The 21770-nt window shown below is 73.8% G+C and carries 15 protein-coding genes; 3 read left to right on the plus strand and 12 right to left on the minus strand.

The genetic code is table 11. The annotated features are described in order from the left end of the window. Positions 1-3 precede the first annotated feature (3 nt). Together deoC and ASD18_RS19075 are read right to left on the minus strand one after the other, a co-directional pair. On the minus strand, positions 4-1008 hold the full coding sequence (gene deoC / locus ASD18_RS19070) for a deoxyribose-phosphate aldolase (RefSeq protein WP_056096110.1): 1005 nt from the start codon (positions 1006-1008) through the stop codon (positions 4-6). Continuing rightward, the gene (locus tag ASD18_RS19075) at positions 1005-1991 is read right to left on the minus strand and encodes a sugar-binding transcriptional regulator (protein ID WP_056096114.1); all 987 of its coding nucleotides are present in this window, start codon (positions 1989-1991) and stop codon (positions 1005-1007) included. The genes deoC and ASD18_RS19075 overlap by 4 nt, the downstream gene beginning before the upstream one ends. A gap of 233 nt (positions 1992-2224) precedes the next feature. On the opposite strand from ASD18_RS19075, the gene ASD18_RS21795 reads away from it, so the two are divergent. Beyond that, the gene (locus tag ASD18_RS21795) at positions 2225-4534 is read left to right on the plus strand and encodes a DUF6055 domain-containing protein (RefSeq protein WP_056096117.1); all 2310 of its coding nucleotides are present in this window, start codon (positions 2225-2227) and stop codon (positions 4532-4534) included. 9 nt (positions 4535-4543) lie between these two features. On the opposite strand, the gene ASD18_RS19085 is transcribed toward ASD18_RS21795, so the two are convergent. Together ASD18_RS19085 and ASD18_RS19090 are read right to left on the minus strand one after the other, a co-directional pair. Beyond that, a complete protein-coding gene (locus ASD18_RS19085) occupies positions 4544-6385 on the minus strand; it encodes a phospho-sugar mutase (RefSeq protein WP_056096120.1) in 1842 nt (613 codons plus the stop codon). 36 nt (positions 6386-6421) lie between these two features. Further along, the gene (locus ASD18_RS19090) at positions 6422-7261 is read right to left on the minus strand and encodes a purine-nucleoside phosphorylase (RefSeq protein WP_056096124.1); all 840 of its coding nucleotides are present in this window, start codon (positions 7259-7261) and stop codon (positions 6422-6424) included. Between the two features lie 58 nt (positions 7262-7319). On the opposite strand from ASD18_RS19090, the gene ASD18_RS19095 reads away from it, so the two are divergent. Then, positions 7320-8777: an NAD(P)H-quinone dehydrogenase gene (locus ASD18_RS19095; RefSeq protein ID WP_056096127.1), complete on the plus strand. Its 1458-nt coding sequence runs from the start codon at positions 7320-7322 to the stop codon at positions 8775-8777. 88 nt (positions 8778-8865) lie between these two features. On the opposite strand, the gene ASD18_RS19100 is transcribed toward ASD18_RS19095, so the two are convergent. Together ASD18_RS19100 and ASD18_RS19105 are read right to left on the minus strand one after the other, a co-directional pair. Continuing rightward, positions 8866-11220: a glycoside hydrolase family 31 protein gene (locus ASD18_RS19100; RefSeq protein WP_056096130.1), complete on the minus strand. Its 2355-nt coding sequence runs from the start codon at positions 11218-11220 to the stop codon at positions 8866-8868. A gap of 105 nt (positions 11221-11325) precedes the next feature. Further along, positions 11326-12690 (minus strand): ABC transporter substrate-binding protein, encoded by a 1365-nt coding sequence (locus ASD18_RS19105; protein WP_056096133.1) that lies wholly within the window; start codon positions 12688-12690, stop codon positions 11326-11328. Between the two features lie 110 nt (positions 12691-12800). Here ASD18_RS19105 and ASD18_RS19110 point away from each other — a divergent pair, with 110 nt between their 5' ends. Then, positions 12801-13820, plus strand: coding sequence for a LacI family DNA-binding transcriptional regulator (locus ASD18_RS19110; protein ID WP_200938643.1), 1020 nt, complete (start codon positions 12801-12803; stop codon positions 13818-13820). Here ASD18_RS19110 and ASD18_RS19115 read toward each other — a convergent pair. The 6 genes from ASD18_RS19115 to ASD18_RS19140 form a co-directional block, all read right to left on the minus strand. Continuing rightward, positions 13809-15764, minus strand: a complete 1956-nt coding sequence (locus tag ASD18_RS19115; RefSeq protein ID WP_056096139.1) for an endonuclease/exonuclease/phosphatase family protein — start codon at positions 15762-15764, stop codon at positions 13809-13811. The genes ASD18_RS19110 and ASD18_RS19115 overlap by 12 nt on opposite strands. Before the next feature lie 22 nt (positions 15765-15786). Continuing rightward, a complete protein-coding gene (gene efeB / locus ASD18_RS19120; RefSeq protein ID WP_056096143.1) occupies positions 15787-17169 on the minus strand; it encodes an iron uptake transporter deferrochelatase/peroxidase subunit in 1383 nt (460 codons plus the stop codon). Between the two features lie 2 nt (positions 17170-17171). After that, entirely contained in the window at positions 17172-18374 is a 1203-nt protein-coding gene (efeO, locus tag ASD18_RS19125) for an iron uptake system protein EfeO (RefSeq protein WP_056096147.1), read from the minus strand. Between the two features lie 44 nt (positions 18375-18418). Continuing rightward, complete coding sequence (gene efeU / locus ASD18_RS19130) at positions 18419-19300, minus strand: iron uptake transporter permease EfeU (RefSeq protein ID WP_056096150.1); 882 nt, start codon at positions 19298-19300, stop codon at positions 18419-18421. Between the two features lie 127 nt (positions 19301-19427). Continuing rightward, positions 19428-19883, minus strand: coding sequence for an NUDIX domain-containing protein (locus ASD18_RS19135; RefSeq protein WP_369817321.1), 456 nt, complete (start codon positions 19881-19883; stop codon positions 19428-19430). Positions 19884-19918: 35 nt separating this feature from the next. Further along, positions 19919-21712 carry a biotin carboxylase N-terminal domain-containing protein gene (locus ASD18_RS19140; RefSeq protein ID WP_056096154.1) on the minus strand — a complete coding sequence of 598 codons (1794 nt, stop codon included), beginning with the start codon at positions 21710-21712 and terminating at the stop codon, positions 19919-19921. Positions 21713-21770: the final 58 nt, after the last annotated feature.

Raw genomic sequence — 21770 nt, forward strand, 5'->3', positions numbered from 1 at the left:
CCTTCAGTCGATCGTCACGTAGTCGGGACCGGCGTAGTGCCCGGTCGTCATCTTCTGCCGCTGCATCAGCACGTCGTTGAGCAGGCTGGAGGCGCCGAACCGGAACAGGTGCGGCGTCAGCCACTCCTCCCCGACGGTCTCGGCGACGGTCACCAGGTACTTGATCGCGTCCTTGGACGCGCGGATGCCGCCGGCCGGCTTGACGCCGACCTTCTCGCCGCTGAGCCGGTGCCAGTCGCGCACGACCTCGAGCATGAGCAGGGTGACGGGCAGCGTGGCCGCCGGGGCCACCTTGCCGGTGGACGTCTTGATGAAGTCGCCCCCCGCGAGGATCCCCAGCCACGACGCCCGGCGGACGTTGTCGTAGGTGTTCAGCTCGCCGGTCTCGAGGATGATCTTGAGGTGCGCGGAGGTCCCGTCCGCGCGGCGGCAGGCCTCCTTCACGGCGATGATCTCGTCGTACACCTGGCCGTACCGGCCCGCGAGGAACGCCCCGCGGTCGATGACCATGTCGATCTCGTCGGCACCCGCGGCAACGGCGTCGGCGGTGTCCTCGAGCTTGATCGACCGCGACGCGCGGCCGCTCGGGAACGCCGTGGCGACCGCCGCGACGGCGATCTTGCCCTGGTCCGGGTCGCCGTGCGCGGAGCCCAGCGCCTGGACCGCGTGGCCCACCATGTCGCCGTACACGCACACCGCGGCGACGCGGGGGCAGCCGGGGTCGGCGGGGTCCGGGGTGACCGCCTTCGCGACGAGCGAGCGCACCTTGCCCGGCGTGTCCGCGCCCTCGAGGGTGGTCAGGTCGATGAGCCCGATGATCCGGTCGAGCGCCCACGCCTTGGAGGTCGTCTTGATCGAGCGCGTGCCGAGACCTGCGGCCCGCTGCTCCAGACCGACGGCGTCGACGCCCGGGATGCCGTGCAGGTAGCGACGCAGGTTGGCGTCGTTCGCTTCGCCGCCCAGGAGCGCGATGGCGCGCTCGCCGGGGACGATCTGGGTGCCTGTCATTCGGTGCCTCGCTGACCTTTGCTGTCGGGGACTGCCGGGTGGTTCTCGATGAGGTGCAGGGCGGTGTCCTCGTCGGTGACGAGGACGGTGCACAGGCCGCTGCGGACGACGGCGCTCGCGACGGAGTGCTTCGCCGCCCCCGCGATGACCGCGATGCTGAGCTGCGCCGCGCGCAGGCTCTCGAGCGACAGGCCGACGGTCCGCTCGTCGAGCCGCGGGTCGACGATGGCGCCGGAGCCGTCGACGTACCGGCCGACGACGTCACCGACCGCGCCTGCGCGGACGAGCGCGGCGATGTCGTCGGCGGTGAGGTAGCCGCTGTCGACCAGCACGGAGCCGGCGTCGGCCGCCCCGGCGCTGAACAGGTAGGCGTCGGCGCCCGACGCCAGGTCGAGCACGGCGGCGACGGCACGGTCGGACTCGATGGCCCGCTTGGTCTCCAGCCGTTCCAGGATCGCCGGGCTGGGCAGCAGGGTGGCGTGGCCGCCTGCCTTCTGCGCGATGGTGACGGCGGTGGACGCTGCGGTGCCGGCGCGCCGGTTCAGGCTGACGCCCCCGTTGATCTGGACGACGTCCACCCCGCCGGCCCAGCCGTCCTGCAGGTGCCGGGCGACGTCGTCGAGCGTGCGGCCCCAGCTGATCCCGAGCGTGCGCGGCGCGGGCCGCAACGAGGCCAGGTAGTCGGCGGCGGCCTGGGCGGTGCGCGCCTGGAGCTCGTCCTGGTCGTCGACTCCCGCCGTGGACACGACGATCGCGTCGGTGAGCCCGCAGGTCTCGCGCAGCCGGCGCTCGACCGGCAGCCGACGGGCGCGCGGGTGGACGATCTCGATGCGGACGAACCCGCTCGCCTTGGCCTGCGCGAGCAGTCGCCCGACCTTCCAGCGGGTGAGCGTGAGGATCGACCCGATCTCGTCCTGGGTCTTGTCCTCCTCGTAGTACAGCTCGGCCGCGCGGATGGACAGCAGCTCGTCCGACTCGATCATCGCGTTCCTCTCACGTCGTCTCAGGGTAGGCACGCGCCCTCGACGCCGCAACACCTGTTGCGTTCTTTGCTCATATGAGCAGCCGCACGCCGGGGTCGGCAGAATCACCCGTTCGGTACTTCTGCCCCCAATTGACTCGACCGGGGTGGTCGGCGACAGTGGGGCGGCCGTGCGGCGGGCCCGAGTCCTCGGGTGCGCGCACGGCGTGCGTCACGGCGAGGGGACGAGCACGGATGGGGCGACGCGGACGCGGCGGGATCGTCGCCGTCGTGGTCCTGGTCGCCCTCCTGGCCGGCGTCGGCACCGGCGCGACCCTGCGGCACCTCCGCTCCGACAAGACCGTCGTGGTCCCGACCGCGTGGACCGAGGCGTGGCAGCGTGCTCATGTCCGCGAGGGGCAGGACGTCGTCCTCGCGTGGGGAGACCGGGCGGGCGCGGACCCCTCGACGGCGCCAGCCGAGCTGAGGTTCGACCCGGCGCGGGCCGTCGCCCAGCTCGACGCGCTGTACGCGCTGGACGTGCACGACCTGCGCGTGGTCGACGAGGGCGGCGCGATCTCTCGGCACAAGGTCGTGGTCGTCGTCGACGGGACCTGGTCCGACGGCCCCGGTGCGCCGACGAGCGACGTCGTCGTCCCCGCGGTGGGCGGGCTCTCCCAGCCCCTGCGCGGCGCCACGGGATCGGTGACCGACGGCGTCGGCCTGCTCCGGGTCGACGTGCCGTCCCTGACCGCGCGGGGGCACCGGTCCGCGACGGCACCCGCCACCGGCGAGCCCGAGCCGGCGGGGGGCTCGGAGTTCGACCCGTCGTGGGAGCTCGCCCGCGGCTTCGCCGAGGTGGTGCAGGGCTTCGCGTCCCTCGACGCCCCCGGCCGCGGGTTCTCGTCCGACGACGCCGCCACCTTCTGGTCCGCCAGCGCCGCCTACCTGGCGACCGTGGCCGCGCCGGGCGGGATCGGCGATCCTGCCGACGTGGTGCGCAGCCCGCAGCTGCACTGGGCGAGCCCGCGGCTGGGCGACGGCGGCTGGCTGCTGCTGCAGTACCTGGCGGAGCGCGACGGCGAGCAGCTGCTCGGGACTATGTGGCGCGAGGCGCAGGAGGGCGAGGACCCGTTGAGCGCCTACCAGCGGCTCACCGGCCTCGGGCAGGCGGACCTCAACCGGCGGGTCGCCGAGTACGCGCTGCGCACCGTCACGTGGGACTTCACGGACCGCACAGCGATCGCCGCCGCCGTCGACGCCCTCGACCCCGTCCTGCTCGCGGACCGGACCACCCCCGTCGAGGCGGTCGAGGGCGACCCGGGGCACTACCGCGTGCTCGACGGGTTCGCGCCGTCCGACTACGGCTTCACGATCGTCCGCCTCGAGCCCGACGCCGGTGTGCGGGACATCCACCTGCGCCTGCGCGGCCACGACGACGCACCCGACGCCGGGCTGAGCTTCGGGTTCGTCGTGCTGCGCAACGGGGTGCCCCGGTACAGCCCGGTGACCGAGAGCCTCGACCAGGAGGTCCAGCTCACGCTGCGCGCCGGGGAGAGCGAGGTGTACCTGGTGGTGGTGGGCACCCCGACGCAGAACCACGCGCACGGCTCCGGCGACGGGTTCGGCGAGGTCGCTCGCTACCCCTACGAGTTCCGCGTGCACGGGGCGAGCGTGGCCGACGACGGCACCGAGCCCCCCGTGGACGGCGGCCACCGGCACGCCAACGGGGGCGGCTGGGTGGACGACGCCGCGACGGTCGACCCGACCGCCTTCGTGGGCCCGGACGCCGTGGTGCGAGGGGACGCGCAGGTGCTGGGCGGTGCGCGGATCGAGGGCCGCGCCTGGGTCGAGGCCGGTGCGGTGGTCGAGGGGAGCGCGGTCGTGCGCGACGTCGCGTTGGTCCGGTCGTCCGCGCGGCTCGGCGGCACGGTGCTCGTGGCAGGCGACGCGGCCGTCGACTTCTCCTGCACCACCGGCTCGTACACGAGCTTCGATCCCGCACGCTGGTGCGACGGGCGGACCAGCGTGCCGGACGTCAACCCGTCCCCGACGCCGTTCACCGCCGCCGACCTGACCCTCAGCAACGCACCTCAGCCCACTCCCACGCCCACACCGGAACCGTCCGCCACCCCCACCCCGACACCCGCTCCGACCAGGACCCCGGTGGCGCCGACGCAGGAGGTCAGCGCACCCCCGGGCCCGACCGAGGGGGGCGTCGAGCCGCCGGAGCCGATGCCTGCGAGCGCGTGCTCGGCGGTCTACACGGTCACGAACCACTGGACCTCGGAGGGGCAGAACTGGTTCCAGGCGCAGGTCGTGGTCACCGCGGGCGGCACCGGCGTGGAGGGCTGGGCGGTGGGCTGGGCGCTCCCCGCGGGCGGGCAGATCACCGCCGTGTGGAACGCGCGGCTGGGCGTCAGCGGCTCGCAGGTGACCGCGGAGAACATGAGCTACAACGGCACCCTGCGCGACGGCGACTCGGCGTCGTTCGGGTTCCAGGGCACCGCCCCCGGCGACACCGGCCTGCAGGTCCCCGCGGTCACCTGCACCCGGACGCGCTAGCCCGGGTTCCTAGATGCCCAGCGCGGTCCGCACGTCGGCCGCCACGGCGTCCAGCCGCGTGCGCGCCTCGGCGCGGGCGTGCCCGACCGCCTTGTGGTCCGCCGCCGGGTCGAGCGGGAGGATGACCTCCAGGTAGCACTTGACCTTGGGCTCGGTCCCGCTCGGCCGGACGATGACGCGGGTCCCGTCCTCGGTGAGCAGCCGCAGGCCCTCCGTGGGCGGCAGGCCGTCCCGGTCGTCCTCGGTCCCCGACGCCAGGTCGACCACCTCGGTGACGCGGGACCCGCCCAGCGACCTCGGGGGTCGGCTGCGCAGCTTGTGCACGGTGGCGCCGATCTGGGAGAGGTCGGCGAACCGCGCGGAGACCTGGTCGGTCAGGTGCAGGCCGTGCGCGCGGGCGAGGTCGTCGAGCGCGTCCGTGATCGAGCGCCCCTCCGCCTTCAGGCGTGCGGCCAGGCCGGCGACCAGCACCGCCGCCGAGATCCCGTCCTTGTCGCGCACGTGCGCCGGGTCCACGCAGTAGCCGAGGGCCTCCTCGTACCCGAACACCAGGTTGTCGACGCGTGAGATCCACTTGAAGCCCGTGAGCGTCTGCGCGTGCCGGTAGCCCGCGGCGCTCGCGATCTTGCCGAGCAGGCGCGACGAGACGATCGAGCTGGCGAACGCCGACCCGTTCGGGTGCGGTGCGGACGCGAGGCGTGCCCCCAGCAGGGACCCGGTCTCGTCGCCGTGCAGGATGCGCCAGCCCTCCGCCTCGGCGGTGTCCGGGCCGCGGAACGACCGGTGGCGCAGGTCCTGGATGCCCACGCCGCAGCGGTCGGCGTCCGGGTCGAGGGCGATCACCAGGTCGGCGCCCTCGTCGCTGGCCAGGCCGATCGCCAGGTCGATGGCGCCGGGCTCCTCCGGGTTGGGGAACGCGATGCTCGGGAAGTCGCCGTCCGGCTCCGCCTGCTCGGGCACCACCAGCACGTCGGCGAACCCGGCCTCGGCGAGCACCCGCTGGGCGACCGCGCCGCCGACGCCGTGCAGCGGGGTGAGGACGATGCGCAGCTTCTTCGCGGCCGCGCGCGTGGCGTCGTCCGTCGGGGCCAGCGCCACGACGGAGGACACGTACGCGTCGAGCACCTCGGGGCCGAGCACGGTCCAGCCGCTCGCGGCACGCGGCACCGACGCCACGGACGGCACGTGCGCGATCTCGGCGGCGATCGCGGCGTCGGCGGGCGGCACGATCTGTGCGCCCTGCCCGGAGTCGGTGACCACGCGGCCGCCCAGGTAGACCTTGTAGCCGTTGTCCTGCGGCGGGTTGTGCGAGGCGGTGACCATGATCCCGGCGTCCGCGCCGAGGTGCCGGACCGCGAACGCGAGCACGGGCGTGGGCAGCGCCGACGGCAGGACCAGCACCTCGATGCCGACGGCCGTCAGGACCGCCGCCGAGTCGCGCGCGAAGTCGACGGACTTGTGCCGGGCGTCGTACCCGATCACCACGCGCGGGCGGGGGCTGACCCCGTCGAGCTCGCCCAGCAGGTAGTCGGCGAGCCCGGACGCGGCGCGGATGACGACCGCGCGGTTCATCCGGTGCGGCCCGCCCCCGAGCCGGCCGCGCAGGCCCGCGGTGCCGAACTGCAGGAGGCCCGTGAACCGGTCGGCCAGCTCCTCGCGGGCAGCCGAGCGTGCGTCGAGCGCCTGGCGCTGCGTGGGGTCGGGCTCCTGCCCGGGGGTGATCGCCGGGGGTGCGGAGCGGGCAAGGTCGAGCAGGTCGCGCAACTCCTGCGCCGTCTGCGGATCGGGGTCGTCGTCGATCCACGTCTGTACCCGCGCCTCGAGGCCTGCCCATGCGTCGTCGCCGGTCATGGGCCCAACGTACTCAAGCCGCGGGGCCCGCTGCACCTAGAGGCGACGGACCACCCGCGCCAGCAGGTCGCTGATCCGCGGACCTGCCGCGCGACCGGCCTCGAGGACCTCCTCGTGCGAGAGGGGCTCCGCGCTGATGCCGGCCGCGAGGTTGGTGACCAGGGAGATGCCGAGCACCTCGAGCCCGGCGTGCCGCGCGGCGATGGCCTCGAGCGTCGTGGACATGCCGACCAGGTCGCCGCCGAGCGTCCCGGCCATCCGGACCTCGGCGGGGGTCTCGTAGTGCGGGCCGCGGAACTGCACGTAGACGCCCTCGTCCAGGGAGGCGTCCACCTCGCGGGCGACGGCGCGCAGCCGTGCGCTGTAGAGGTCCGTGAGGTCGACGAACGTCGCACCCTCGAGCGGCGAGGTGGCCGTGAGGTTGAGGTGGTCGCTGATGAGCACCGGGGTGCCGGGACCCCACGCGGGGTTCAGGCCCCCGCAGCCGTTGGTGAGCACCACGGTCGACGCGCCCGCCGCGGCGGCGGTCCGGACCCCGTGCACCACACGGCGGACCCCGCGGCCCTCGTACAGGTGGGTGCGGGAGCCGAGCACCAGGGCGTGGCGGTCGGTGCCCTCGATGCGGATGGACCGGATGGTGCCGACGTGCCCGACGACGGCCGGCGCGGCGAACCCCGGGACGTCGTGGCTGGGCAGCTCGGCGACCGTCTCGCCCAGCAGCTCCGCGGCACCGCCCCAGCCCGAGCCGAGCACCAGGGCGACGTGGTGGCGCTCCACGCCGGTCGCCTGGGCGATGTACGCGGCGGCCGCTCGGGCGACGTCGAACGGGTCGGTCGCGGGGTCGTCGAGGTCGGGGGCGGGTGTGACGTCGCTCATGGTCGAAGGCTAACGCCCCCCGTCCGCCTGGCCGCTCGCTGCGGGACCGGCAGAATGGGTGACCGTGAGCACCCCCGCGCAGGAATCCGCCGCCCCCCGCGTCGTCATCGTCGGCGGCGGTCCAGGAGGCTACGAGGCGGCCCTCGTCGGCCGCCGGCTCGGGGCGGACGTCACCGTCGTCGAGGCGGCCGGCATGGGCGGTGCGGCCGTGCTCACCGACGTGGTCCCGTCCAAGACCCTCATCGCCACCGCCGAGTGGATGACCATTGCGGACCGCGCCCCCGAGCTGGGCATCCGGCTCGACGGCACGCTGCTGTCCGGCGCGGTCGGCGGCACGCTCGAGCAGCTGCGGCACCGCATCGACCTCGCCGCGGTCAACACCCGCGTCAAGGCGCTCGCGGCCGCGCAGTCCGCCGACATCCGCGCCCGCCTCGAGCGCGAGGGCGTCAGGATCGTCATCGGGCACGGCCACCTCGAGGGTCCGTCGAAGGTCGTCGTGACCACCCCGCAGGGCGACGACGACCTCACGCTGGACGCCGACGTCGTGCTCGTCTCCACGGGGGCCACCCCGCGCACGCTCGACGAGGCCCGACCCGACGGCGAGCGCATCCTCACGTGGACCCAGCTGTACGACCTGAACACGCTGCCGACGCGTCTGATCGTCGTCGGGTCGGGCGTGACGGGTGCCGAGTTCGCCGGCGCCTACACCTCGCTGGGCGCCGACGTGGTGCTCGTGTCCAGCCGCGACCGCGTGCTGCCCGGCGAGGACGCCGACGCCGCCCAGCTGCTCGAGGACGTGTTCAAGACCCGCGGCATGACGGTCATGTCCCGGTCCCGTGCCGCGGGCGCGCGCCGCACCGCCGACGGCGTCGAGGTCACCCTGTCCGACGGCCGGGTGGTCGAGGGGTCGCACGTGCTGTTCGCGGTCGGCTCGATCCCGACCTCGAGCGGTCTCGGGCTCGAGGAGGCGGGCGTGCGGCTGACCCCGTCCGGGCACATCGAGGTGGACAAGGTCTCCCGCACCAACGTCCGTGGCGTCTACGCCGCGGGAGACGTGACCGGGGTGCTGCCGCTCGCGTCGGTGGCGGCCATGCAGGGGCGGCTCGCGATGGCGCACGCGCTGGGCGACGCCGTGAAGCCGCTGTCGCTGCGCGGTGTGTCCGCGAACATCTTCACGTCGCCCGAGATCGCCACCGTCGGCTCGTCGGAGGCGCGGCTGCAGGAGCAGGGCGTCAAGTACTCCGTGAGCATGCTGCCGCTGGCCCGCAACCCGCGCGCCAAGATGCTGGGCGTGCGCGACGGGTTCATCAAGATCTTCGCCCATGCCGCCACCGGGACCGTGCTCGGCGCGGTGGTGGTCGGGCCCCGCGCCAGCGAGTCGATCTACCCGCTGACCGTGGCCGTGACCCACCGCCTGACCACCGACCAGCTGGCCGAGACCGCCACCGTGTACCCGTCGATGTCGGGCACGATCGCCGAGGTGGCCCGCATCCTGCACCACCGCGCGGAGGACTGACTCGCTGCTCGGCCGTCGACCATGTCGTCAGGCACGTTCAGCGGTCGCTGAGCGGCGCCAACGACATGGTCGACCACCCACGGCTGCGTCAGGAGCGGGCCAGGAGGAGCTCGCCGACCGCGGTGGCCAGCGCGGGATCGAGCCCGAGCGACTGCAGGTGTGACGCGCGGACCGTCAGGGGGGCGTCGGACGTCGCGATCTGGTGGATGCGCGTCTTGAGGTCGTAGCTGATCTGCGCGCGGTCGAGCAGGGCGAACAGACGCGCGCCGACGTCGTTCGCCGACAGCTGCGGGTCCGCACCGACGTCGACCGTGAGCGTGGCGCCGACCGGGACGTCCTCGACCGTGACCGAGACACGACCCCCGGTCCGGGTCTGCGTGGCGGCGAAGCCGCTGACGACCGGTGAGCCGTCGAACGACAGGAACGTCACGGTCCACGACCGGGTGGCGGGCAGGCAGTCCAGCGCACCTGTGGCCGGTCCCGCGGTGAACGTGCCCGCGGACTGCGAGAACGACAGCGGGGTGGACGCGGTCCCGGAGGCGGAGCCGTCGTCCTCGACCAGCGTGAACGAGCCGTCCGCGCCGACCACCACGAGCACCTCGAGGGCCGGCGGGTTCACCGGGTCGTTGGCGGGCACCTCGGCGGCGTCGAGCGGCACGATCGCGCCCGCGGGTGCGAGCACCGGGATGGTCGACAGGTCGCGGTGGAGCAGGAGCTCACGGCCGCCGTCGTAGACGAGCCCCGTGAACACGTCCACCCAGGAGCCCGCGGGCAGCCAGGCGCGCACCGACGCCAACCGGGTGCGCAGGTCCGCGGGGCTGGTCAGCGGCGCGACCACCAGCGAGCTGCCGAAGAGGAACTGGTTCGGCTGGTCGTACGCCTCGGACGCCGACGGCCACGCGTGGTAGATCGGCTCGACGAGCGGGCGGCCCTCGGTCGCGGCCCGGTGGTTCATCGTGTGCAGGTAGGGCACGAGCCGGTGGCGCAGGCGCAGGTGCTCGGTCATCACGGCGCGCGCGGCCGGCTCGAAGGTCCACGGCTCCTTGGCGGTGAACGCGTTGGCCCCCGAGTGCAGGCGCAGGATCGGCGAGAACACCCCGAGCTGCAGCCAGCGGGTGGCCAGCTCGTCGTCCTTGCCGCCGAACATGTGGCCACCGATGTCGTGGCTCCACCAGCCGTAGCCGATGTTCGACGCGGTGGCGGTGAAGTACGGCTGGAACGCCAACGACGCCCACGAGATGACGGTGTCGCCGCTGAACCCGACCGGGTAGCGGTGGCTGCCGGGGCCGGCATAGCGGGAGAACGTGAGCGGCCGTCCGCCCTCGCGCGCGTTGTCGAGGAAGTGGAAGTGGTTGAGCATCCACAGCGGGTCGATGCCCGCCACGCGCGAGTGCGGGCCGGACTGCCAGTCGAGCCACCAGAAGTCGACGCCGTCGGCCTCGAGGCCGCGGTGCAGCACGTCGAAGTAGGCGTCGAGGAACTCCCGGTCGGTGACGTCGAACGGGATCGGCTCCTGCGGCGGGCGGCCCAGCGCGGCGGCCATCGCGGGGTGGGCCTCCTCGTGCGTGCGGACCCCGTCGGCGGGGTGGACGTTGAGCGTCACGCGCAGGCCGCGGTCGTGCAGGTGGGCCAGGAACGCCGCCGGGTCGGGGAACAGCGACCGGTTCCACGTGTAGCCGGTCCAGCCGCTGCCGATCTCGGGGTCGACGTCGGTGACGTGCCAGTCCATGTCGATGACGGCGACGCTGAACGGGATCCCCTCGGCGTCGAACCGGTCGAGGAGGGCCGAGTAGCTCTCGGTGGTGTACCGGTGGAACCGGCTCCACCAGTTGCCCAGTGCGAACCGCGGGAGCACGGGCGTCGGGCCGGAGACCGCGTAGAACGCCTGGATCGCCGCGCGGTAGTCGTGGCCGTACGCGAACACGTACAGGTCGGTCCGGGACCCGTCGCGCGGCGCCACCCAGCCCTCGTCGTCGAACACCATCGAGCGGGAGTCGTCGAGGACCGCGTAGCCCTGCCGGGACACGATGCCGGGCTCCAGCGGGATGGCGCCGTCGGCCAGGTCCAGCGTGCGGGCGGTCCCGCCGAGGCCGACCGAGTCGGGGGAGTCGTCGCCGTACCGCCACACCGAGTGGTACGCGCTGACGCCGCCCAGCACCGAGACGCTCAGGCCGCTCGTGGAGAACGGACCGCGGTCGTACACGAGGTGCAGCCGGGCGGTGAGGACCTCGACGTGGGAGTCGGACTCGATCACGCGGAAGTCCGGCACCGGCAGCTCGCGGTTCAGGGCGAACGTCGACGCCCGGTCCTCGAACACGCCGTCGGGGGAGTGCTCCAGCCGGACGAGCCCCTCCGTGAGCACCGTGATCCGGTACTGCGGCCCGAGGACCACCGCTCGGGGGTCCGCGACCGGGCGCGAGGGCAGGGGCTTCCGGGGCGTCATGTGATCGAGGGTCCTCTCGGGTGGTGCGGGGGACAAACGGGCAGTGGTGCGGCCGGTCGGCGAGGGAGTGAGTCCCGCCGACCGGCCGCACCGGTCAGGGTGGCGTCAGCCCTGGTCGAGCAGGCTCTGCACCTGGGTCTGCGCCGCGTCGAGCAGCTGGTCGATGTCCGCGTCCTGGTCGGTCAGCACGCTCTGCACCACCGGGTCCAGCGCGGCGTAGAGGTCCTGCGTCGACCGGGCGGGCTCAGCCAGGAGCGGCTGCTCGAACACGTGCTCGGTGTAGCCGGTCATCTGCTCCAGGGGCACGTTGACGTACTCCGCGATCCAGGACTGCTGCTCGGCGTACGTGGCCTGGTCGAACACCGGGAGCTGCGGGGCGCCGACGGGCTGGTCCGCCGCGGCCGAGGTCTGCGCGTCGAGCACCGCGGCGTCCTGGTCGAACAGCTTCTGCATGTAGTAGAAGTCGATCCACTTCACTGCGGCGGCCTGCTCGGCCGGGGTGGCCTTGGCGTTCACCGCGGCGAGCGTGCCGCCGCCCAGCACCCCGGCGTCGTCGCCCTCCAGGGGGAGCACGGTCAGGCCGTACACCGACGGGTCGAGGGCGTTCTGCGTGAACAGGTTGCCGTAGTTGCCACCGCCGGAGACGTACATGCCGATCTGGCCCGACGCGAACGCCTGGTTGATGCCGCCCCAGTCGTAGAGGAAGTTCGACCCCATCGAGTTGTCGGTCCAGCGCAGCGTGCGCAGGTAGTCGAGCGCCTTCCGCATCTCCGGTGTGTCGATGGTCGCGGTGGCCGTCTCGCCGTCGAAGTCCTCGACCGATCCGCCCATCGCGTTGACCAGGGTGGTGAGGATCCACCCGCCGGTGTTGCTCTGCGTCATCGTCGCGTAGCCGACCTGGCCGGTGGCGTCCGCGATCGCCTTCGCGTCCTCGCGCACCTCGTCCCACGTGGCCGGGGGGTCGTCGGGGTCGAGACCGGCCTGCGTGAACAGTGCGCGGTTGTAGTGCAGGCCTTGGCTGTACGCGGCGATCGGGACGGCCCAGATGTCGCCGTCCTCGTCCTCGCCGGCCTGGGAGACGTTCGGGTTGTACCTGTCCGCGTAGGGCAGCTCGGCGACGAGTGCGCTCACGTCCGCGATCTGCTCGTTGGCGATCAGCCCACGGCCGTCGGTGAACGGGACCGGGAACACGTCGGGCAGCGTGCCGCCGGCGAGCCCGGCGGCGAACGTCGTCGCGTCCCAGGTGTACTCGACGTGCTCCACGCCGATGTCCGGGTTCGCCTTCTCGAACTGCTCGATGCGGGCGTCGAACGCCGCGATGGCGTCGGCGTCGAGGCCGACGTCCATCGCGACCTCGATGGTGACCGTGCCGTCGCTCGAGCCCTCGTCGTCGGTACTGCAGGCGGCCAGCGTGCTGAGGCTGAGCGCGGCCGCGAGGCCGAGCGCGGCTGCCTTGCCGGAAGACGTCATCGTCGCTCCTCGTTCGGGGTGTGGACGGCGTCGTCCACGGGGAGGTTTAGCGCTATACGTTTAACGCTAAACGCAGATACGATCCGGCGTCAAGAGTCGAAGGAGGAACCGTGCCGCGCGTCACACTCAAGGACATCGCCCGCGAGGCGGGGGTATCCGTGATGACCGTGTCCAACGTGGTCAACGGCAACCTCGGCCGCGTGTCACCGGCCACCGCGGCGACGGTCGAACGGATCGTCGAGGAGCGCGGCTACGTGCCCAGCGGCGCCGCGCAGAGCCTGGCCGCGGGACGCACCCGCCTGGTGGGCCTGCTGCTGCCCGCACGCCAGGACGGCACCGCCCTGCTGGGCAGCCCGCACGACGTCAGCGTCGCCGGCGCGCTCGAGGCCGCACTGCGCGAGCGGGACCACCACCTGATGCTCCGTGCCGTCGAGAACACCCGCGAGGTGCAGGACTCGGTGCAGCGCTGGAACCTCGACGGGGTGGTCGTCATGGGCTTCACGGACGACGAGCTGCGCGCGCTCGACATCCCGGACGACGTCCCTGCGGTCGTGGTCGACGCGTCGGTGGGGGACGGGCACGCGGGCGCGGTGCGGGCCGACGACATCGACGGGGGGCGCCTGGCCGGCGAGCACCTAGCGGCGCTAGGTCACCGCCGGGTCGTGTTCTGCGGGCCGGTGGACGCGCGCAGCCAGGTGGTCACCGGTCGGCTCGACGGGCTGCGCGACGCCCTCGGAGCGGACCCCGTGACGGTGGCCGCCAACACCACGTACGAGGACGGACTGGCCGCGGGGGAGCGGATCGCGCGAGAGCACCCCGACGCCACGGCGGTCTTCGCCACCGCCGACGTGCTCGCCGCGGGCATCCAGGCGGGGCTGATCCGGGCGGGCCACCGGGTGCCGACGGACGTCTCCGTGCTCGGCTTCGACGACGCCGACATCGCCCGCTACGTCAGCCCGTGCCTGTCGACGATCCGGCAGGACACGGCCGGCAAGGGACGCGCGGCCGCCGAGCTGCTGCTCCAGCTCATCGAGGGTGCCGACCTGCGCGCGAGCAGGCCCGACGGGACCGTGCACATCGGCGTCGAGCTGGTCGTCCGGGAGTCGACCGGGCCCGCGTCAGTCGACTGAGAACTCCACCGACGACGGTCGGTGGTCGGACTGCGGGGCGGCCCACACGTAGCCGCGGATGAAGGTCACGCCCTGGCCGAACACCCAGTCGATCTTGGCCGTGGGGACGTCCGCCGGCGAGGTGAGCATCTGCGAGTCGGCCGCCACCCAGCCCGCGGACTCCAGCAGCTCGATCTCCGGCCAGCCCGGCTCGGCGTTGAGGTCACCCGCGAGGAGTGCCGGAGGGGTGACCGGCTCGGCGTCGGCCAGTGCCTGCAGCTGCTCCAGCCGGGTCGGGGTGTTCGCCTCGCGGTGCTGCGTGTGGATCGACGTCACCCGCAGGGCGGTCCCGTCGGCCGTGGTCAGGGTGGTCGACAGGGCGGACCGGCTCTGCGGGCCGGCGCCGTACGGCAGCGGGTGGACGACGGCGTCCGTGAGCTCGGACCGCGCGAGCACCGCGTTGCCGAACTGGTGGTCGGCCGCGGGCGCGAAGTGGACGGTCATCTGGAGCCGGTGCGCGAGCCACGTGGCCATGTCGGTGCCGCCCCCGAACACCCAGCCGCGGTTCACCTCCTGCAGGGTGACGACGTCCGGGTCCGCCCCCTCGATCTCCACCGCGATGCCTTCGAGGTCGACGGCGGTCAGCGGCGAGACGCCGTAGTGCAGGTTCCAGTCCACGAGGACCAGCGGTTCGTCGTCCGCCCGGGCGGGCACGTCGGCGCCCGTGGTGCTCGTCGTCGAGGGCACCAGCCCGAGCGCGGCCAGGACCAGCGCGGGCAGGACGAGCAGGCGCACCGAGCTCATCCGCCGGGGGAGCCGGTCCGGGCTGGTCAGCGCGGGCACCGCTCCGGGGGTGCGTCGGCGCAGGCCGGACAGGGCGAGCCCGAGCGCGGCGAGCACCATCACCCAGACGTTGTCGACCGGCAGCGGGACGTCGTAGTCGAGCATGTAGAGGAGCAGCGGACCGATCGTGCCGAGGCCGACGACCAGCGTCGCCGCCGACGTCCGGGTGATCCCGCGCGCCGCCGGTCGGTGGGCGCTGAGGGCGGCCGAGAGCACGATGCCGAGCGAGACCTGGAGGACGACGACGGCCGCCAGCGCGGCGATGCCCGTGAGCCAGAGCGCGCAGCCGACGCCGGCGACCAGCAGCACGGCTGCCCCCACGCGGACGGCGGCGGGCCACGGGTCGGGCCGCAGCAGGGACAGGGCGCCGAGGCTGTTCGCGGCGACGACGACCAGGCCCGCCCAGCCGAGCGCCAGGCCGGTCTGCGACGCCACGAACGCGGGGTTGGCGACGATCATCGCGGCCAGCGCGAGGAACAGGCCGAGCACCCAGAGCCGCCGGGGGCGCCCGGTCGCCTCGGAAGCCGTCGACGCGGTGAACGCGACCAGCCCGCGGGCGGTCGCCACGACCCCGACCGCGAGCACCACCGCCACCACCCAGCCGGTCCACCCGTCGCGCCACACCGCGTCCCACGTGCCGAGCACCAGCTGCAGCCCGGCCGACAGCCCGCAGCCGAGCACCAGGCCGATGGCCGCCTCTCGGCCACCCGCCGGACGCCCGGCGACGAACGCCACCGCGAGCGTGAGCACGGCCACCGCCACGGCGACGGCGACGAGGCCGACGACGAACAGCGCCTCGCCGTCGAGCGCCTGGACGAGCAGGCGCAGCACGGCGAGCGTCACGGCGCCGACCAGCAGCGTGCGGGCGTCGGGAGTGCCGGACGTGCGGCGTGCCGCGAGCAGGAGCAGCGCGGCGACTGCCCCCGCGGCTGCGTACGTGCCGAGCGCGGTCACCGCGGCGTTGACCACCCCGGCCGCGAAGGCACGGTCCAGCAGGGGGCCGCTGGCGCGGACCAGCTCGAGGCACAGCACGGTGAGCAGGGCGACGAGCCACACGCGCGTCGGGGTGCCGGCGTCGGGCGGGGTGCGGACGGGCGTGCCGGCGGGCGGGGTGGTCGTCACGCGCGCGAGACTACCGGGGCCGTCAGGCGAACAGCTGCTGCCCCACGAACGGGCTGTCGTCGGTGGTCACGGGCGTGCCGTCCTCGCCGGCGACCAGCGCGCCCTCCGGGATGCCTGGCGGCACCGCGAACAGGCCGGACCCCGTGTGGGTGAGGTACTCCATGAGGGTGTCGTTGCTCGACAGCGTGGTCTGCATCGGGATGAAGTGCGTCCGGGGATCGCGCACGAACGCGAGGAAGAACAGCCCCGCGTCGAGGCGTCCGAGCGAGTCGTTCCCGTCGGTGAAGTTGTAGCCGCGCCGCAGCAGCCGCACCCCGTCGTTGAAGTCCGGGTGGGCCAGCCGGACGTGGGAGTCGACCGCGATGAGGGGCGCGCCGCCGCGGCCCTCCTTCGTGAAGTCGGGGTCGGTGAACTCCGTGCCGCCGGACAGGGGAGCGCCCTCGCCCTTGGTGCGGCCGACCAGGTTCTCCTGCTCGCGCAGGGAGGTGCGGTCCCACGTCTCGATGCGCATCCGGATCCGGCGGGCCACGAGGTAGGAGCCGCCCGTGAGCCAGCCCGAGTCGGTCTCGTCGGCGTCCGCCGCGCTCGCGGGCACCCACACGTGCTCCTCGAGCGCGTCGGTCTCCTCGGCCTTGACGTTGGCGGTGCCGTCCTTGAACCCGAACAGGTTGCGCGGGGTCCGCTGCGCGGTGCTCGTGGACGAGGTCCGGCCGTAGCCCAGCTGGGTCCACCGGATCGTCGCGGTGCCGAACGCGGCCCGCGACAGGTTCCGGATGGCGTGCACCGCGATCTGCGGGTCGTCCGCGCACGCCTGCACCACGAGGTCGCCGTCGCTGCGGGCGGGGTCGAGGTCGTCGGCCGCGAAGTGCGGGAGCGCGACGAGCCCGCCGGGCAGCCGGTCCGCGAGACCGAACCGGTCCTCGCCGGGGGTGCCGTCGGGACCGGGGGTGCCGACGAACAGGGACCGCCCGAAGCCGAACGTGATCGTCAGGCCCGCGGGGGACAGGTCGGCGGCCTCGCCGGTGTCGTCCGGCGGCGCGTCGTACGGTCCCGACGCCGGCCCGAACGGCCCCGCCGACAACCCCTGGGTCAGCCGCACGGCGATCGTGGTCCACCGCCGCAGCAGCTCGACCAGCTCGTCGCGGGAGGTCGTCGTGAGGTCGAACGCGGCGAGGTAGAGCCGGTCCTGGGCGGGCGTGACGATGCCGGCCTGGTGCGCACCGGTGAACGGGTAGGTGCCCGCGGCGGCGGTGACGGCTGCCGTCGGTCCGGGCGCCGTCGCGCGGCCGACACCGAGGCCGACGGCCACGCCGGCCGCGGCCAGACCCCCGCCGAGGCCCAGCACGGCGCGCCGCGACAGGCGGGGGCCGCCGGGCTCGTCGTGCGGCTCCGTGGGGGTGGTCAAGGTCAGGCGCCCGTCACCGTGGCGGTGAGCCTCGACAAGGGCTCGGACAGGGCGTCGACCGCCGCGGCGAGCTCCTTGACCTGGGCGTCCGTGAGCTGGTCGTAGTACGTGAAGCCGGTCTCGAGCGAGCCCTGCTCGGCGAGCAGCGCGTCGATCTCCGCGAAGCGGGTGGCCAGCGTCTCGGCCAGGTCGGGGTCCTCGGCCTCGACGACCTCCGCGAGCACCTCGTACCCGACGCGCGCGCCGTCGACGTTGGCCTGGAAGTCCCACAGGTCGGTGTGCGACCAGATCTCCTCCTCGCCGGTGACCTTGCCGGTGGCGACCTCGTCGAGCAGCTCCTTGGCGCCGTTGGCGATCTGGAACGCCTCGAACGTGAAGTCGGGGGCGTTCACCTCGTCGACCAGCTGCTGGGTGTACGTCACGAGGTCCGCCGCGGCGGCGTCGCGCTGCTCGGGCGTGAGCGGCACGTACGTCACGCCACCGTTGGCGTCCGGAGCGGGCTGCCAGAGGTCCTTCTCGATGAGGTGCCAGCCTGTCCAGGCCGCACCCTCCTCGACGTCGGCCTCGCGCAGGTCGAGCAGCGGGTCGAGGTCGCCGAACGACTCGGCCACCGGCTCGACGCGCTCCCAGTGGGCACGCGTGTCGGCGTACAGGGACTTCGCGGTCTCGTCGTCACCCGCGGTGTAGGCGGCGGCGAAGGCCTCCGTGCCGGCGATGAGCGAGCCCACCTGGTCCTTGACGTAGGCCACGTACGAGGCCTCGGCGGCGGCGAGCTGGTCGGCGGTGTCGCCCGTCGGGCCCACCTCGACGCCGCTGTCGTTCACGGTGAACTCGGCGCGGATCCCGTCCCCGACCATGCCGGGCTTGCACGCCGTGAAGTAGGTGCCGGGCTTCACCTGGACGACGAGGTCGCGGGTGAGCCCCGGGCCCACGTTCTCGACCTCGGAGATCACCCGCAGGCCGTCGTCACCGAGCAGGTAGAACTCGGTGACGTCGTCGCCCTCGTTGGTCACCGAGAAGCGCAGCGTGCCCGAGTCGGCCTCGGCGGCGGACACGTCGCACGCGTCGGCCGTCGAGGTCACCGTGAGCACGCCCGCGCTGCCGGAGGCGCCGGGCTCCGGGGCGTCGTTGGGCACGCAGGCCGCGACGAGCGGGAGGACGAGCGCGGCCAGGGCGGCGGCGACGGTGGTGGTGCGGCGGGACATGGGTCTCCTCGGAGAAGAACTGGCGGGGTGGTGCGGCAGCGAGATCAGGCGGCGGTGGCGCGCACGGCCGGCGCGACGGCGGGCGCCGACGGGCGGGCGGGCGCAGAGCCCCACGTGGTGCGGATGAAGAAGTACATCGTCGGCACGAGGTAGGCGGTCCAGGCGATCGCCTGGAGCACGGTCGTTGCCGGCGAGAAGTTGAAGACGCCCTTGAGCAGCGAGCCGTACCAGCTGCTGGGCGGGATCGTCGCGGAGACGTCGAACGCGAGGTTGTTCAGCCCCGGCAGGATCCCGGCCTCCTGCAGGTCGTGCACGCCGTAGGCCAGCACGCCCGCGGCGACGACGACGAGGAACAGCCCGGTCCAGGCGAAGAAGACGCGGAGGTTGAGCCGGAGCGCGCCGCGGTAGATGAGCCACCCGGCGAGCACCGCGGTGCCGAGGCCCAGGGCGGCGCCGACGAGCGGCGCGAAGTTCGGGCCGGTGTTCACGGCGGTGCCGCTGGTCGCCTGCGCGCTGGCCCACAGGAACAGCGCGGTCTCCAGGCCCTCGCGCCCCACGGCCAGCATCGCGACCACGAGCACCGCCCGCTTGCCGGCGCCGAGCGCGTCGTCGAGCTTGTGGTGCAGGTCCGCCTTCATGTGCCGCGCCGTGCGCGCCATCCAGAAGATCATCCAGGTGACCAGGCCGACCGCGACGATCGAGAGCGTGCCGCCGATGGCCTCCTGCGCCTCGAACGACAGCCCGGACGGGCCGAACGTGAGGATGGCCCCGAACACCAGTGACGCCCCCACGGCGACGCCGACCCCGGCCCACAGCGCCGGCAGCTGCTCGCGGCGCCCGGACTTGACCAGGTACGCGACGAGGATGCTGACGACCAGCGCGGCCTCGAGACCTTCGCGCAGACCGATGAGGTAGTTGGCGACCATGGAACGCTTCCGGGTGCAGGGGCTGACACGGGGCCAGATGAGGGCAGGCTTACCTCACCGCCCGGACACTACCCCTGCGGGTGCACCGGGCGCGACAGTGTCCCGGCAGCCGGTGCTGTGACTCGGCTCACCGACCGCCGAGCGCCTCGATCCGCTCACGCAGCCGCGGCCACGCGTCGGCGAACGCGGGCAGCAGGGGCAGGTCGGTCACCTGGTCGAGCGGGACCCACCGCAGCTCGACGCTCTCCGCGTCCGTGACGGCGGGGTGGATCGGGAGGATCTCGTCGGCGACCACCGTGGTGTAGGACCAGTCGGGATGCTGGAGGACCCGGGACTCGCGCAGCCGGACACCCTGGCGGTCGATGCCCGCCTCCTCCTCCGCCTCGCGCAGGGCCGCGTCCTCGGCGGTCTCGCCGGGCATCCGCGCACCGCCCGGGACCCCCCACGTCCCGCCCTGGTCGCTCCAGAGCGCCCGGTGCTGGAGGACGACCGCCAGGGGGTTGCCGTCGACGTCCCGCCGGACGAGCAGCAGCCCGGCGGCGCCGTGCAGGCCCCAGTGCCGGCGGCCGCAGGCGCACTCCACCCAGCCGTCGCCGGGGAGCCGTGGGTGGTGGATCGTCAGCCGACGATCTCGCAGATGGCGGTGCCGGCGCTCACGCTCGACCCGACCCCCGCGGTCAGGGCCGTCACGGTGCCGGCACGGTGCGCGACCAGAGGCTGCTCCATCTTCATCGCCTCGAGCACCACGACGAGGTCGCCCTCGGCCACCAGCGCGCCCTCGGCCACGGCGACCTTGACGATCGTGCCCTGCATCGGCGAGGCGAGCGTGGTGCCGTTGCTGCCTCCGTTGGTGCGTGCGGTCCGGCGGACCGGTCGGCGCGCACCCGGGCCGCTGGACCCGCGACCGGGACCGCCCGGGCCACGGCCGAGCGCGAGCGCGGCGGGCAGCACGACCTCGAGCCGCTTGCCGCCGACCTCGACGACGACGCGCTCCAGGGCCGCGGGCTCGTCGTCCTCCTCCTGCGGGGCGGCGGGCGCGAGGGCCGCGACCGTCTCCGCGAACTCCGTCTCGATCCAGCGGGTGTGCACGGAGAACGGCTGCGCCGGGTCCGTGGGCGCGAACGCCTCGGCGTCCAGCACCGCGCGGTGGAACGGGACGACCGTCGGGATGCCGACGACCTCGAGCTCGGTCAGGGCGCGGCGGGCACGGGCGAGGGCCTGCGGCCGGTCGGCGCCGGTGACGATCAGCTTGGCGATCATCGAGTCGAAGAGCCCGGACACGCTGTCGCCCTCGACCACGCCGGAGTCGACGCGGACGCCGGGGCCGGAGGGGAACCGCAGCGTCGTGATCCGACCGGGTGCCGGCAGGAAGCCCGCGCCCGGGTCCTCGCCGTTGATCCGGAACTCGATCGAGTGGCCACGCGTCGCCACGTGGTCGTAGCCGAGCGGCTCGCCGGCGGCGATGCGCAGCTGCTCGCGGACCAGGTCGATGCCGCTGATCTCCTCGGTGACCGGGTGCTCGACCTGCAGGCGCGTGTTGACCTCGAGGAACGAGATGGTGCCGTCCGCCGCGACGAGGAACTCGCAGGTGCCGGCGCCGACGTAGCCGGCCTCGCGCAGGATCGCCTTCGACGACTCGACCAGCTGGGTGTTCTGCGCGTCGGTGAGGAACGGTGCGGGCGCCTCCTCGACGAGCTTCTGGTGCCGGCGCTGCAGCGAGCAGTCGCGCGTGGAGACCACGACGACCGTGCCGTGCTGGTCCGCCAGGCACTGCGTCTCCACGTGCCGCGGCCGGTCGAGGTACCGCTCGACGAAGCACTCGCCGCGCCCGAACGCCGCGACGGCCTCCCGGGTGGCCGACTCGAACATCTCGTCGATCTCACCCGACTCGCGGGCCACCTTCAGGCCGCGACCGCCACCGCCGAACGCCGCCTTGATGGCGACGGGCAGGCCGTGCTCGGCGACGAACGCGTGGATCTCCTCGACGCCGGCCACCGGGTCGGAGGTGCCGGCGACCAGCGGGGCACCGGCTCGCTGGGCGATATGCCGCGCGCTGACCTTGTCCCCGAGGGCGTCGATGGCCGACGGCGGGGGACCGATCCAGATCAGGCCGGCGTCCAGCACCGCCTGCGCGAAGCCGGCGTTCTCCGCGAGGAACCCGTAGCCGGGGTGCACGGCGTCGGCACCGGAGCGCCGGGCGACGTCGAGCAGCTTGTTGATGTCCAGGTACGTCTCGGCCGCGCGAGCACCGTTCAGCGCGAACGCCTCGTCGGCGACGCGCACGTGCAGCGCCTCCCGGTCGGTGTCGGCGTAGACGGCGACGGAGCCGATCCGGGCGTCGCGACAGGCTCGGGCGATGCGGACGGCGATCTCACCGCGGTTGGCGATGAGGACCTTGGAGATGGCGGGCACGGCTCACCGTAACGCCCGGGGCGTTCCGGACCCTCGCCCGCCGCCCGTGCCCGACCAA

Origin of the sequence: Cellulomonas sp. Root137, assembly GCF_001426725.1 — a bacterium.
GTDB lineage: Bacteria > Actinomycetota > Actinomycetes > Actinomycetales > Cellulomonadaceae > Cellulomonas.